The following is a 14735-nucleotide window of genomic DNA, read 5'->3' on the forward strand; positions in this document are numbered from 1 at the left end:
ATACATACCATCAATTATTGAGTTCTCTTGAATGAAATTTCCTGATAATTATACAATCCTTTTTAAGGATGTCAAACACGTTGGCATTCGTGTGAGTCATGACCAGCGAGTGCGTATTGTCGTGCCGAAGTGGCTGCCGGAGCAGCATCTGGAGAATATTCTCAAGAAGAGAGAAGATTGGATTCAGAAACACTTGCACAGGATGCGAACAAGAAAACAGCCGGTACCGCTTGCAGGAAATCAGATCCTCTTTAAAGGGAAGATATTCCACGTTGAGCAGGATGCGCAGTTCAATCGCTCAATCGAAATAGATGAGGAGCATCTCATCATACATGCCGGTGTTGTATTCATGGAGAAGTATCGTCAACTTGCATGGTATAGAAACGAAGCGAGAAAATATCTCGAGCACAGAGCGCAAGAGCTGGCAGAGTCTCTTGGATTTCATTACAATAAAATATTTATCCGCAGCCAAAAAACACGATGGGGAAGTTGTTCGAAGAAAAAAAATCTATCATTCAATTGGAAACTCATCAAGTCGCCGCTGTTTGTCATCGATTACTTGATTCTGCATGAACTTGTGCATACAGAGTTTATGAATCACTCGAAGCAGTACTGGCACAAGGTGCATGCTCTGTGTCCCGAATATAAAATAGCATCGCAGTGGTTAAAAGAGCATGGGAGAGATTTGTAAAACGTATCAAAAGAAAAAACGTAGCTAAAATACATGGAATATCAAAAGAAATATCGTTCTCTAGAAGAATTAGCCGAATTGGTCGCACCGGAACAACACTCTGGGTCGCAGTCAAGCATTCCTGTTTCTCAAAAAAAGAAATACGATGGCAAAGGCAACACAGTTCATCTTATGCTGGATACACATGGAAGAAAAGGGAAGAGCGTTACGATTGTAAGCGGCCTGCAACATAATCCGACGACAAGAGAAGACATAGCGCGAATATTGAAACAATATTGTGGAACCGGCGGTACAGTGAAAGAAGGAAAGATTGAACTGCAAGGCGACCAGCGTGCACGCGCGGCAGAAAAACTGAAAGAGATGAACTACATAGTGAAGTAAGTTGGATGTACGTTATATGGTTCATTTAATCTCGTTGCCAAACTTTCCGCCATTCACGAAGTGAGGCCTTGGGCATAAGATTGGCGGGCAGGTATTTGGGAACGAGGAGCGGAAACACTTAAAGAATTATTTAGAGACATCTGAAATAATATAATTTAATGGTAGTCGCGGACTTTATGTCCGCGTTTATTAATAAAAAACGAAACCTGAAGCTTTCGACTACCGATGGTGATTTGATTTTTCAGACGTCTCATTTATTTAGTTTATGATATTATCAAAACAAAAAGCCCCCGAGGAATAATCTTCGAGGGCTATTAGTTTTAAAACTCTTCTAGAATTCTAATATTTTTTATACTTTATCATTTCTTCTTTTGAAGCCGGTTTGAGGCTTATTGCAGCACCGCCTCCGCATGCAAGGTCTATTTTCAATTTGGTTTTATCATTTACGAGATAATTATTAATGTTGTAAGTCATTGGATTTTTCTCCCAGTGCGTGTCTTTTGCATCGGTATAAAGAGAGGCCACATACCATTTGCCATTATCTAAATAATCCAATTTTATTTCAGTAGTTCGTGCCTGCTCATCTGTAATTGCACCGATGAACCACTTATCGCTGTTTTTAGCTTTGCGTGCGATTGTAATATAATCACCCGGTTCAGCTTCCAGAATTTTTGTATCATCCCAGTCAACCGCTACATCCACAATGAACTTAAAAGCATCCGGGAATCGTTCATAATTTTCAGGCAGGTCGGCAGCCATCTGCAACGGGCTGTAAAGAGTAACATACAGAGCGAGTTGTTTTGCCAGTGTTGTATGCACTTGCTCTTTTTTGTCCGGATTATAGTAATTCAGTTTAATCTGGAATATTCCGGGAGTATAATCCATAGGACCGCCCATGAGGCGTGTGAAGGGAAGTATCGTTTCATGTTCAGGAGCATTTCCGATACTCCATGCATTATATTCGTTACCTCTTGCGGCTTCACTTGCCAGCCAGTTGGGATATGTTCTTTGCAGTCCGGTAGGCCTAACCGGCTCGTGCGCATCGAGCATTATTTTATATTGAGCAGTTTTTTCGGCAACGTGTAAGTAATGATTTACCATCCACTGTCCGTCGTGGTGTTCACCGCGTGGAATAATTTTGCCGACATAACCGGTCTTAACGGCATCGTATCCGTACTGTTTCATAAACCTGTATGCATCGTCCATACGGCGTTCATAATTTGTTGCGGAAGCAGAAGTTTCATGGTGCATTATCAGTTTAACACTTTTAGACGCGGCATATTTCTGCAATTCAGGAACATTGAAATCAGGATAAGGAGTGACAAAATCAAATACATTTTCTTTCCACTTCCCGAACCAATCCTCCCAGCCTATGTCCCAGCCTTCAACCAGAACGCCGTCAAATTTATATTTGGCGGCAAAGTCTATATATTTTTTTGTGTTTTCTGTGGTTGCGCCATGTCTTCCGTTCGGTTTCAGGCTTTTCCAGTCGGTCTGGTCGAGTTTTATGTTATTAACATCTGAATAATTCCATGAAGATTTTCCAACGTGCATTTCCCACCAGATACCGACATATTTTACAGGGTGTATCCAACTGACGTCTTCCAGTTTGCATGGTTCATTCAGGTTCAGCATCATTTTAGAAGCCAGTATATCAACAGCCTTATCGCTTACAACCACCGTGCGCCATGGAGTTGTGCAAGGTGCCTGCATAAATGCTTTACTTCCTACTGCATTGGGAACGAGTGTGGAAAGAAGAGAGAAATTATTCTTATTAACCAAAAGATTCAATGCCGGATAATTAACCAGAGCAGCTTCAGAAATATTTATATAAAGCCCGTCATTGCTTTTCATCATAAGTGGAGTCTGAACGGCATTAGGGGCTATAAAAGATCTTAGATAAATTTCGGTTGAAGATTTATTGCGTCCTAAGGCATCAATTTCGCTGAGTCTGCTGGTAGAATAAAAATATTCATTTGTATCATAATCACCGGGTATCCAGAATGTTTTGTGATCGCCGGTCATGTTAAATTCTGTTATCTCATCGTCAATGACAAAATACGTCAGTTCCTGCTGGTCGGGGAATTCATAACGAAATCCCAATCCATCGTCAAATAGGCGGAATTTAATCAGCAGTTTGCGGTTATGTACAGTCGGCTGCTGAAGTGTAACCGTAAGCTCATTATAATTATTTCGGATCTGTTTGACCTCGCCCCATACTGGAGACCAGGTTTCATCAAACGAAGACGTGTCAATTTTAAGGATTGTGAATCCATTGTCGAATGAAGGGAGTTCCTTAAGAATCACTCCCAGCTTGCTACTTTTTATAACTTCCTTCTGGGCCAATGACAACTGATAAACCGGTATACCCTCAGGAGTCAGGTTGAAAGTCAGACTCAATTTATGTCCGGGCGAATAAATAGTTTGTGAAATTGTATTGCACGTCAGAACCAAGATCAGAAATAGAATCACTTTCAAGCTTTTCATGCTATTTATTACTCCTTTTTATTTTCAAGATACTGTAATGTATCCAATTTATCAAATGAAGAGAAGGCGCTGATGCTGATTTCCGTTCTCGAATTCTTTTACCAATCCAACGATATGCTTCTATTGAATGATTTTCAATTCTCTCAATACGTTCTTCGTCAGTTCAATCCGGAAATTATTCTTTAATTCATCAAAACTGTCGACGATAATGTTCATCGCAAATACGCTGGTACCCGCATCGGTTTCCACAAACCCGACGTACCAGCCAAGGAACTTATTATCAAAACAACCGCCGCCGCCTGTCTTTCCATACAGTTTGTACTGCGGAGTAGATTCGTACAGCATAATACCCTTGACGGTATTGATGGATGTATCGGAGAATCCGTTCAGCCGATGCATATAGAGTTTCTTAAGAAATTCAATTTGCTCGTTGATCGAAATCTGAATGGAGCCGCACAGCCAAAACGTATCGTCCCCGCTCGAGATATCCTTGTTGCCGTACTCGAGAAGATTGACATACTTCGCCATGCGTTCGTGCCCAATCCTCCTTGCCAATTCCTGATAATACCACACACACGAATACTTAAAAGCCATTTTGAGTGACAAATCATGAAACCAGTATTTGAACGGCTCTGTGTTTAACATTTCTGCATCTCTGGGATGCAGCACACTGTCATACTTGATAATAAATCCGGAATCGGGCACAACTCCGGTTTCCAGGCTAATGAGGGAGTTGGGAATCTTAAACGTAGAACATGGTGAAAGTCTCTTCTTACAGTGTTCTACGTTATATTGAACATACCTGTCTGTATTGAAACTGTAGACGCTGAACCCGCCTGCGTGTCCACCAAAATATGATTTGAGATCGACTGTATCAATCGTTTGGCCAAATACACTGTTGGTCAATATAAACGAACAAAGCAACAAGAGTTTTTTCATGTAATAGTCCCGAATGAAGTAGCAATGAATTGACCTGATCACTAAAAAAGTAATCTTTTATGAACTTAGTAAAAAATCTATTATGGATCAAAGGAGCATATTGAATCAAACTGGCATGGACGAAGGGACACAATCTATGCCATGGAGGTATTTGCTCTTGCGGATATATGTAAAACCTAGTACCATTGCATTGTAGCGCACCTTGCCAGTGGACAAGCCAACTCGTTCACTGAAATGAAAAAACTCGTTTTACTCATGTTATACAAATGCCTATACTCGTGACCGTCACTCACGAAATCCAAACACAGCAAGTGACGGTCACGCTCGTGCTTGCAGATAAATGTAAAACTAACTACTATACATCCGTAAAACGCACCTCGCAACACAATTTTCCAAAACAGGTTTGGTAAGATGAAAAAGAATTCAATTTGGGTCGCTGCTTTTTGTCTTTTTCTAACCGGATACGCGCAAGCACAGATTTCAGAAGCTCATGCCATCGAATATGTAAAACGAATCTCTCCATCGGAACTGGATTCGACGTTGCCAGAGGGGAAACTTTCAGATTGGTTGACAAAAATTTTCGGCAAGGATGCCACAGTAGAATGGGAACTCAATGATTGCGGTGAGCAAACCGGTAATCCGTACGTCGACAAACAACGCGACCTTCCGATTTGTGTAGAGATTTATGCAAAGCTCGCCGAACGTCGGAAGCTCTGGATTACAATTCTCGTTGGAACAGATCAGCAAGGAATCATTGATTCTCCTGCCATCTATTCCTTGTATCTCGAATCGGATGGACAAATCCGATCATTCACACGCCTTAGTCAGGTTGCGAACGCGTTAACACACTTCCCTCTTGGGAAAACCAAAAAGCAGTGAATGCGATGAATAGTAAAAAAGTTCTTCCCTCTTTGTTCATCTTCCTTTCGGTTTTATGTTTTTCGTGCAAAGATAATACCGTTGAGCCGAGTGGAACGTCCGGGGCACTAGAAGAAGCTTTTTCAATCGCAGCCCAGAACGCGAACTTAAGATGTTTGATCGTCCATAAAGACGATCATATTATGAAAGAACAGTATTTCCATCCGGGCGATTCCTCCGCAGCGCATGATGTGCGTTCCGTTACCAAAAGCGTGATGTCCACTTTGATTGGAATTGCCATCGATCAAGGGATCATCCCATCAGAGGAGCAGAAGATCGGTGATTACCTGCAGCCGCTAGTTGGCACCATAGACTCGGCGAAAGCGAGTATTAAGCTACACGATGTGCTTTCCATGAGCAGCGGCCTTTCCGGAAATGACATTCCAGACGTATCTGAATACAACAACTGGTTCAATGCTCCCAATCAACTTGAATACACTCTCAATAAATCCTTGATTCATCAACCCGGCGAGGCATTCGGATACAATACCGGAGCGTCGCACTTAACATCCGCGATACTCACACAAGTCACAGGAGAGTCGACCTTTCAATTTGCAAAGCAGTACCTTTTCCAGCTCCTCGGAATAGCAGATCATTCCTGGGGAAAAGACAAACAAGGAATCTACAACGGCGGTGCAGCACTATCCCTGACTCCTTATGACATGCTCAAGATTGGTCAGCTCTACCTGAATAAAGGAATGTATAATGGAGTTCGCATTGTCTCTGAAGATTGGATTGAAAAAGCATCCACATTCAAGATAACAACCAATGATATCGAACCTTTTAGTCCGGGCTATGGATATTTCTGGTGGATTGGAAACAGTGCATCACACGGATATTTCTTTGCTAATGGATATGGCGGACAATTCATTGTTGTTGTTCCTGATGTCAGGTTAATCGTTGTTGCAACAAATAATTGGTCAAATGTTCCAACCGACACGGCAAATCAGCAATGGTACAATACATTAGATGTGATTATAAATAAAATAATCCCTCTCTACAAATGAGTGTGTTACATCCTTACTCGTGACCGTCACTCACGAAATCCAAATACGGCAAGTGACAGTCACGCTCGTGCTTGCAGATAACTATAAAACTGAGTACCATTACTGCGTAGTGCGCACCGCCGGAGGCCTGAGAATGTATCAAGCGATAGTTTGATTCTATTTTTGAGTCTCGGAGGATTCTACGCAGATATTCCTCAGGCCGGAGGCATGACTAGAGGGATATCTTAGCAACTCGCAATACAATTTTCCAAACAGGCTTGGTATGATGAATGTAGATTCGTTGGTACCAAAGAAACATTTTTGTATGGCTGGATTACGGCCAATTGAAGCGATTGTTTAACTGAAAGTGACCACTACAAAGACAATATTCATCCTTGACACAGAATATATTACAACAACGCAATGCGGCTTGCATGATGTCAATCAATATTGCAGAAAACAAAATAAACTGACGATTTTTACTTAAGGCAATTAAAATATGATGGATAAATAATATAATGTCATTAGAGAAAACATACATTCAGTATGGCGTGCCAAGTAATTGGGCTCATGATTATGAGCTTATTGGAATCTCAACAACTACCTTTAAGCAAACGTCAAAGAAAAATCTCAATGACAAGTATAAGATACCACCAAAACAGGTTGATTTTGTTAAGGATTGTTTGACGAGAGAGCCAATTGACGAACATACATCGCAAACTTTATTAGAGCGAAGCAATTTCACTTGTTGTTTGTGTAAGGGGACCAAAAGTGATTCATATATCATACATCACATCGAGGAATATTCAAAATCGCAGGATAATTCTTATAACAACCTCGCCGTATTATGTCCGAACGATCACGACGAAGCACATAAACAAGGAAAGTCTTTAACAAATAAAATAACTAGTGATAATATTCGAAAGGCAAAAGCAAAGTGGCAGAAACAAGTAATAAGAGAAAATAATAAGAAGGCATTAAATAAACCAACCAGAGGAAGTATTAAAGATTGGAAAAAAGTAAATCCATATAAAGAATTACAATCATATACTGAAAGCGACAAAGAATATTTTTTTGGCCGTAAAGAAGAAATCGAAGAATTATTAACTAGGATAAATAATTATAATATTGTTGGTCTTTTTGGTGAATCTGGGACAGGTAAAACCTCTCTTGTGAATGCAGGATTAATTCCCAATTTCAAGAACGAGGGTATTATTACTATTTCAGTCAGATGCCTTGACGAACCAATTAAAAGAATTAGAGAAGAGCTTTTTAAAACACTGAAAGAAAATAAAATATCTAGTCAGACAATTGAAGAATTGGCTGCAATCGACACTTTTCCACATCTAATTATGCAGCTTAAGTCATTTGTTGATAAGGAAAACAGAAACCTTATAATTGTTATTGACCAGTTTGAGGAAATATTCACAAGAGCGAGGGAAGTAGAGAGAGAACATTTGTCAAAAGGTATTATGGAATCATTGGCCGCACCACCAATAAAAGGAAAGATATATTTTCTACTTTCATTGAGAGAAGATTATATAGGAGAGCTATGGGATTGGTCGCATTTATATAATCTTGAAGAGGCTTGGATTCATCAATATAGAATAAAAAGGTTAAACGAAGTGAAGGCTTTTGAAGCAATAGTCGAACCTCTTAATAAACTTGGCATTAAGGTGAGTGAAAAATTTATTCTTCAACTAATTGTGGAGTTAAAGAAAATTGGCGATGACTTAATATATCCCCCTTACTTGCAAATAGTATGTTCGAAATTATTCGATGAATATAAGTGCCAAAATTCTACTTCAAAACCAACAATTGAGTTTGGACAAAATCTATATAAAGGGACAGATTGTGCCGAATCAATCATTACTGATTATTTAAGTGAATCAATGTTGGAAGGATTAACTGAAGAAGAAAAACTTTATGCTCAGAATACATTAGATTTGCTGACCGGTCCTGAAGGACTAAGAACTTTTCTTAATATTGAAGAAGTTAGCAGGCATATAGGAACAACCAAGACCAACGCTCAACACGTCGTTGAACATTTAATAAAAAAGAAAATTGTTCACCCAGTAGTTGGAGACGATAATGCCATTGGTTATGAATTAGTGCATGATTTCTTATCAAAAAGGTTTTTTGACAAATTAGGTCCAGAAGCACAAAGAGCAAAAACGACAATTGATATATTCAGAAAAGCTTTTAAAGAATGGAAACAACATGGGGTATTAGCTAGTAAAGATAGATTAGAAATATTATATCCGAATATTAAGCAACTTATTTTAAACGATGAAGAATGGACTTTTCTAATAAAAAGTAGCTTTAGTGTCTATTGGAACTTTGAAAATAAATGGGTCACTATTATTGAGCCTGCGGAACTGACTAGTATATGTCTAAACTTAATTAATGATAAGGATACCGAAATAAATGAAAAAGCAATTAGCGCGCTTGGGGGGACAAAAAATAAAGAAATTACACCTACCCTTATAAAAATTATTGAATCGTCAAAATTAGCGATTTCAGTTAGGAATACAGCTATTGATCAATTTTCTTCAAATATAGTAGATATAAGAATTATTAATATTTTAAGAAACATCATTAAGAATGAGAAAAATTATAAATTAAGAAAAACCGCAGTATACGCATTTAGTAATAATCTAAATAAGTTGGTAAAGTCTGATAAAAATATTATAAATCGGGAAATAAACATTCTATTCGAAGCATTAAATGACCCCAAGACCCAAGTACGCAAGCAAGTAGCAGATGTTTTTGGTTATATATTGATAAATGATGAATCTGTAGAACCATTAATTGAAAGACTAAAGAAAGAAGATAGCATCTCTTCTAGAAAAGCTATAGTTTCTGCTTTGGCTTCATTATCGAGAAGAGGACTAGCTATAAATTTAATTCATTCGGTTTTTAAAAGAATATCTTCTGATACAGATGAAGATTACAGAATAAAAGAAGAAGCAAAACTCGGATTATCCACTCTTTTGGCACAGAATATAGAAATATCAAAATCCTAAAAAAGATTCAGGCTTCAACTTGAAATGGAAATTGTTATTAATCTCATCTTGATCCCAAACTCAGTTTGGGAACGTACACAAAGCTCTGTTTCGTAACAAGAATGAAGTAATGTCTGAAAGCTAGAAGGGAAATGGAATGGCTTAATTAAAGTTAGTATGGAGAACAACAATGCGCAACGAAACTAACGAACCCGAATGCTGTCCCAAATTTGATCCTGCACCGTGGGACGGTAAAACATTCGAATGGAACAACAAGCTGTTTATCAAAGATAAAGTCTTCACACTTTTCTATATGCCGATCAATTTTGGCAAGGTGATGATACGCTTAAATGAAAAAGTTGATAAAGCCGGTGCAACCATGCCAGATTGGCTCTGCCTTTCGGATCATACATCAAAATGGAATATGGATGTCTACCTTGCAGTCGATAAAGAAGTCCCCGGCGCTGAAAATGCATCGCTCACAGGAAAGTTTTTGAGCAAGGTGTACGAAGGGGCTTTTAAAGAAACAGGAAAATGGTGCAAGGACTTTGAAATCTATGCGGCAGGCAAATGTGTGAAAATAAAGAAGTGGTATATGTGGTACACGACGTGTCCCAAATGCGCGAAGAAGTACGGAAAGAATTATGTTGTGGTAGTTGCTCTAGTGGAATAAAAGATCTTCGTTCCCAAACTACCAGCCCAAAAAAACGAACCCCCCATTCTGGAGGAGTATCTGCGTAGTTATTGTGGTCCCGCGGTGCGGGACTTCTATAATACGCGCCTTCATACGAAGGGGGGAAGTTCCGATGCAGTTTAATCGGAACGGGGGGTTAGTGAAAGCTATGACTCTTATTTATAATAAAAAGGAAAGCCAACAAAGACGAAGATATCTTCGCCAAAACATGCCGAAGTCAGAAGTGTTGTTATGGGTAAAACTCAAAAATAAACAAATGCACGGAGAGCGATTTTTGAGACAATACAGTGTTGACCAATATATTATCGACTTCTATTGTCCACGATTGAAACTTGCCATCGAAGTAGATGGTGACTCGCACTTTATTGGAGACGCCCAAGAGTACGATAAAGAACGACAGAGTTATATTGAGGCACTCAGCATTCACTTTTTGCGTTTTACAAACACGGATATCTGCGAAAACATAGATGGTGTATGCCAAACGATTTGGGAAAAAATAGAACATACAAAAAGAATACGTCCTGTATCGAATGGTAAAAGAGGTGCAACGGATTGAATTTCTGAAATCTCTCCAGAACCGAAGAGAAATTTAAACTACAGAACCATCACTAGAGAATCCTAGTCAGTCTGCGCTAGCCTGTAGCGAGCTTGCCGAGTTATCGAAGACTGATAAAAAAGAGAGAGCATTGTGTTCGTGAGTGCAACTCACTCACAACTAACAGTACGGCAAGAATTATATTGTGGTAGTTGCCCAAGTGGAATAAAAGTTCAGGAGTGAAACTCCTTCACAACATAGAGAAATTTCATGGTTTAACTCTATTGAAACCCCCCATATTCCCCCCTTCACTTGAAGGGGGGAGAAAAGGGGGGTTGGAGTGCACTTGTGTTCGTGACTGCAACTCACTCACAACTAACAGTACGGAAAGAATTATGTTGTGGTAGTTGGTCAAGTGGAATAAAAGATCTTCGTTCCAAAATTCCCCGCCAGTTGATTCTCTTGTGCAAGGAACCTCTGTGCCCGTGTAATGTGTTGTTAATATAGTTATATCACACTTATTACAGGTAAAAAAAAGAATCTCATTGCCTTACCCGATCACATTTTTAATGACCGGCACAACAATAATCATACATAAACAGTCAAAATAAACAGGAGGTACTGACCATGTCCAAAACCAGAAAGATTGCAGGTTGGGTGCTTGCAAGTTTATTGTTCGCTCTGCTGCTTATGAGCGGTGTTATGAAAATACTTGCCAGCGGGAGTTCCGACTCCGAAGTCGTCAAATCAATTATAAAATATGGGCTGGAAGGAAAAATAATTCTCATTGCAACGGGCGAACTTGTTTCAGCGCTCTTGTTTCTCATTCCCAAGACTTCATCCTTAGGGACATTACTTTTGTCTTCCCATTTTGGCGGAGCGATTGCTACACACATGGAACACGGGGAAGCGTATTTCCCTGTCGTTGTCATCCTGTTGCTCATGTGGGTCACGAATTATTTGCGTAATCCAGAAATGTTAAGCTCATTCAAAAGAAAAAAGTAGAGTTGGACGCTTCGATATAAATTATACGATATACATTCACACTACATTCTAGTGCCACTACAATTAAGTAATATTGTGTTTTATTACTACTAAGTTCATTTTTTTCGTGGCACTGTGCCGCATGGAATACAATATCATTTTTTTGAAACGGCACTAGGAAGCTGAGTTTGGGTGCAAGAAGCACATGGATAATCGTTTAATGGAACTTATTCCACTATTCTGCCCTTACTGCGGTGAACCCGTAGAGTTGGACATCGATGAGAGCGGGGGAAATCGGCAGTCTTATGTAGAAGACTGCTCTGTGTGTTGTCAATCGTGGCAGGTCGAGGTCAGGCAGGATCCTGAACTTGGCTGGAACGCGACATTGCGAAAGACGGATGAGTAGTAAGCGCCCGCTCGTCTGTTTCACCTCGTTCCCGAATTCTCCGCCAGCCGATTCTCTTGTGCAAGGAAACTCCGTACCCGAGTACTGTGTTGTTAATATAACTATATCACACTTATCAGAGGTACATAAAAAAATGACAGTAGAAGAACTGAAATATCCATTGGGAAAATTTGTAAAACCGGACACTTTTACGCCTGAAATTCTCAATCATTACATACGCAACATCGAGTCGTTTCCTTCCAGATTAAGAGCCGAAGTTGAACACTTAACAGATGAACAATTGGACACACACTACAGGCCCGGCGGTTGGACAATTAGACAAGTTGTAAACCATTGTGCCGACAGCCATATGAACAGTTTCATGCGCTTTAAACTTGCTTTAACAGAAGATACCCCAACGATAAAACCTTATTTCGAAAACCGCTGGGCTGAACTTGCAGATAGTAAAAGTATGCCTATCGAACCCGCTCTCAAAATATTGGAAGGACTGCATCAACGCTGGGTCGTGATACTGAAATCTTTAACGAAAGAGGAGTTAGGAAAAAGGTACATTCACCCTGAACACGGAAAAGAATTGAGACTTGATACAACCATCGGTATTTATGCGTGGCATTGTAATCATCATTTAGCACATATAACAACATTAAAAAAAACGAGGAATTGGGAATAAAGAATGCGACGAACATCAAATTTGCCGCAATAACAGTTTCTTCGTTCCCAAATACCTCTTTTACAATGTCAAGGATGGAGAGTTTGGATTAGAAATAATAGTTCAACACCAATGTTGAATATGTTATACCCATGCCTAAATCAAACTTATATTTATTTTGCGCATTATAGTATTGATAGGTACCAGTCTGAGAATTGTAAACGCTCATTGGCTCGTTTGCTTCTTCATTGTAATTAATGAGGAAAACACGCAATCCAAATTCACCACCTATACTGAAGTTCTCGCTAAAGAAATACTCTGTACCAAATCCACCCAAAAACATCCATGCGCTCAGATTATCGAAGAACTTCTTCGTGCTCTCAGATTCTATACCATTCGAAACGGTTTTCCCTGATAGGAATGGTTTACCAATGATTCCTGTAATATATGCTCCGATTTTTCCACTTTCACGGCCTCCCAGGAGAACCTTTGCTCCAACAAATGGAACATAGGCATTTACTGAAGCTTCATATTTATCGCTGTAAGGTACCAATTGATATGATGTGGTATACGGATAGGTAGAACTATACTGATAGATGTATCGCAAACCACTTGTTTCAGTTGTAGTGGCGGTACGAAAATATTCCAATCCACCGAATGCCATCAGTCCGCCAAGTTTGATCCCGAATTGTGCAGAGTTGCCTGTTAAGCCCGGTTTAACGCTGAACAACAATTGTGCATGGGCAATACTTGCAAAAACGATGGATGCAAATATTAAAGCAATACTGATTTTTTTCATATGGGTATCCTCCTTACTTATTATTTTCTGTAATGTTTTAGCGTGCTGTCGGTCAACATTTGTAAAAACGCATGGAGTGCGTTTTATTTCTGTTGTCTGTGTATTTGTTCTTGAAAAATATTTTCGGTGTGTTTGCGCACCGAAGTATATCGGTACATAGGTGTGTTCCATCCCTTACAACGATTGAGCTAGGTAGAGCACATCTCGTTGGAACTGAATAATTGTACTCGAAATATATATGAGTTGCAATAGTATGCCAATGAGCCAATAAACCATTGAGTCATCTCATTCACTGAAATGAAAAAACTCGTTTTACTCAAATGATATAATCTCCAATACGCGTGACCGTCACTCACAATATTTAAGCATGGCTAGTGACGGTCACGTAATGAGCCGTTGACTCTTTGAGGCGATGATTCAACGAGCGTTCCGTAGTAAGTGCGTGAAGAAAGTATTCCTTGCATCTGTGCGATTTGTCACAGCACTTCAGCAATCTTTCCATAATATGATATTGCAACCGTGTTACGCAAGTAAAGAATCGAGTTGGTTCATGTCCTATAAGGATATAAAATTAGCTGAGAAAACATTTCGTACTGCAATTTGCGGTCATGCAGCACAATTCGATATGGATACGGTTCAGCGGGCAGAATCTCTCCTGCTTCAAGCCCGGGCTGTGGCAGATAGCGATCCAATAAAGAGCCAAAGTCTTGCCAAGGATGCACAGCAAATAGCATTGGAAGCTATAGCAAAAACCCAAAAAGAAAAATCGCGATTAAAAGGAGTATTAGGAACCGAAGTTGCTTCATCGATACAGGAATACTCCTATCATAAATTAGCTCTGAGTGAGATAAAAAAGAAAATTGACACACCGACATATTTAATCATTTCTCAGCGCATGGTCATTGCCGAAGTCTGTATGAAGCAAGCAGAAGAAGTTTTGGAAAAGGAGCAATTTAGTGCCTTTCCGGAACTGTACGCAAGGATGAAACAACGGCTATTGGATGTTGCACATGTATTAACCCCCGTGCTTGAGCAGCTGAATTATTCCGGATACATCAAAGTTCCAGTTCGGAAACAGAAAGTTGCCTAAGAGCAATGAGCAATTAACAGTAACCAGTGACGAGTAAACAGTAGGAAGGGAGGACGGGGCCAATAAGAGTTTCCATCGGGCGGTTCTTGCTTTCCAATCGGCTTTCCATTACATTAAACCATTAGCGGTAACATTTAAAACAATACTTTAAGTCCGCATTGATAAGTCTAA

13 protein-coding genes are annotated in these 14735 nt (G+C 39.6%); 10 read left to right on the forward strand and 3 right to left on the reverse strand.

Going from position 1 to position 14735, the window contains the following annotated elements; all coding sequences use genetic code 11:
* The first annotated feature begins 31 nt into the window (after window positions 1–31).
* Complete coding sequence (locus NTX44_08775; protein MCX6121698.1) at window positions 32–691, forward strand: SprT family zinc-dependent metalloprotease; 660 nt, start codon at window positions 32–34, stop codon at window positions 689–691.
* Between the two features lie 33 nt (window positions 692–724).
* Complete coding sequence (locus NTX44_08780; protein ID MCX6121699.1) at window positions 725–1072, forward strand: translation initiation factor; 348 nt, start codon at window positions 725–727, stop codon at window positions 1070–1072.
* Between the two features lie 339 nt (window positions 1073–1411).
* On the opposite strand, the gene NTX44_08785 is transcribed toward NTX44_08780, so the two are convergent.
* Together NTX44_08785 and NTX44_08790 are read right to left on the reverse strand one after the other, a co-directional pair.
* The gene (locus tag NTX44_08785) at window positions 1412–3559 is read right to left on the reverse strand and encodes a glycoside hydrolase family 97 protein (GenBank protein MCX6121700.1); all 2148 of its coding nucleotides are present in this window, start codon (window positions 3557–3559) and stop codon (window positions 1412–1414) included.
* A gap of 120 nt (window positions 3560–3679) precedes the next feature.
* Window positions 3680–4498 carry a penicillin-binding transpeptidase domain-containing protein gene (locus NTX44_08790; protein MCX6121701.1) on the reverse strand — a complete coding sequence of 273 codons (819 nt, stop codon included), beginning with the start codon at window positions 4496–4498 and terminating at the stop codon, window positions 3680–3682.
* Between the two features lie 411 nt (window positions 4499–4909).
* Here NTX44_08790 and NTX44_08795 point away from each other — a divergent pair, with 411 nt between their 5' ends.
* The 7 genes from NTX44_08795 (at window position 4910) to NTX44_08825 (ending at window position 12696) form a co-directional block, all read left to right on the forward strand.
* Complete coding sequence (locus tag NTX44_08795) at window positions 4910–5377, forward strand: hypothetical protein (protein MCX6121702.1); 468 nt, start codon at window positions 4910–4912, stop codon at window positions 5375–5377.
* 182 nt (window positions 5378–5559) lie between these two features.
* Window positions 5560–6423, forward strand: a complete 864-nt coding sequence (locus NTX44_08800) for a serine hydrolase (protein ID MCX6121703.1) — start codon at window positions 5560–5562, stop codon at window positions 6421–6423.
* A 497-nt stretch (window positions 6424–6920) separates the two neighbouring features.
* Window positions 6921–9428, forward strand: a complete 2508-nt coding sequence (locus NTX44_08805; GenBank protein MCX6121704.1) for an AAA family ATPase — start codon at window positions 6921–6923, stop codon at window positions 9426–9428.
* A 169-nt stretch (window positions 9429–9597) separates the two neighbouring features.
* Window positions 9598–10080 carry a hypothetical protein gene (locus NTX44_08810; protein MCX6121705.1) on the forward strand — a complete coding sequence of 161 codons (483 nt, stop codon included), beginning with the start codon at window positions 9598–9600 and terminating at the stop codon, window positions 10078–10080.
* 133 nt (window positions 10081–10213) lie between these two features.
* Window positions 10214–10657 carry an endonuclease domain-containing protein gene (locus NTX44_08815; protein ID MCX6121706.1) on the forward strand — a complete coding sequence of 148 codons (444 nt, stop codon included), beginning with the start codon at window positions 10214–10216 and terminating at the stop codon, window positions 10655–10657.
* A gap of 606 nt (window positions 10658–11263) precedes the next feature.
* A complete protein-coding gene (locus NTX44_08820; GenBank protein ID MCX6121707.1) occupies window positions 11264–11641 on the forward strand; it encodes a DoxX family protein in 378 nt (125 codons plus the stop codon).
* Window positions 11642–12159: 518 nt separating this feature from the next.
* Entirely contained in the window at window positions 12160–12696 is a 537-nt protein-coding gene (locus NTX44_08825; GenBank protein MCX6121708.1) for a putative metal-dependent hydrolase, read from the forward strand.
* 88 nt (window positions 12697–12784) lie between these two features.
* On the opposite strand, the gene NTX44_08830 is transcribed toward NTX44_08825, so the two are convergent.
* Window positions 12785–13474 (reverse strand): hypothetical protein, encoded by a 690-nt coding sequence (locus NTX44_08830; protein ID MCX6121709.1) that lies wholly within the window; start codon window positions 13472–13474, stop codon window positions 12785–12787.
* Window positions 13475–14024: 550 nt separating this feature from the next.
* Here NTX44_08830 and NTX44_08835 point away from each other — a divergent pair.
* A complete protein-coding gene (locus tag NTX44_08835; GenBank protein ID MCX6121710.1) occupies window positions 14025–14564 on the forward strand; it encodes a hypothetical protein in 540 nt (179 codons plus the stop codon).
* Window positions 14565–14735 lie beyond the last annotated feature (171 nt).

It is taken from the genome of Ignavibacteriales bacterium (assembly GCA_026390575.1).
GTDB lineage: Bacteria > Bacteroidota > Ignavibacteria > UBA10030 > UBA10030 > Fen-1298.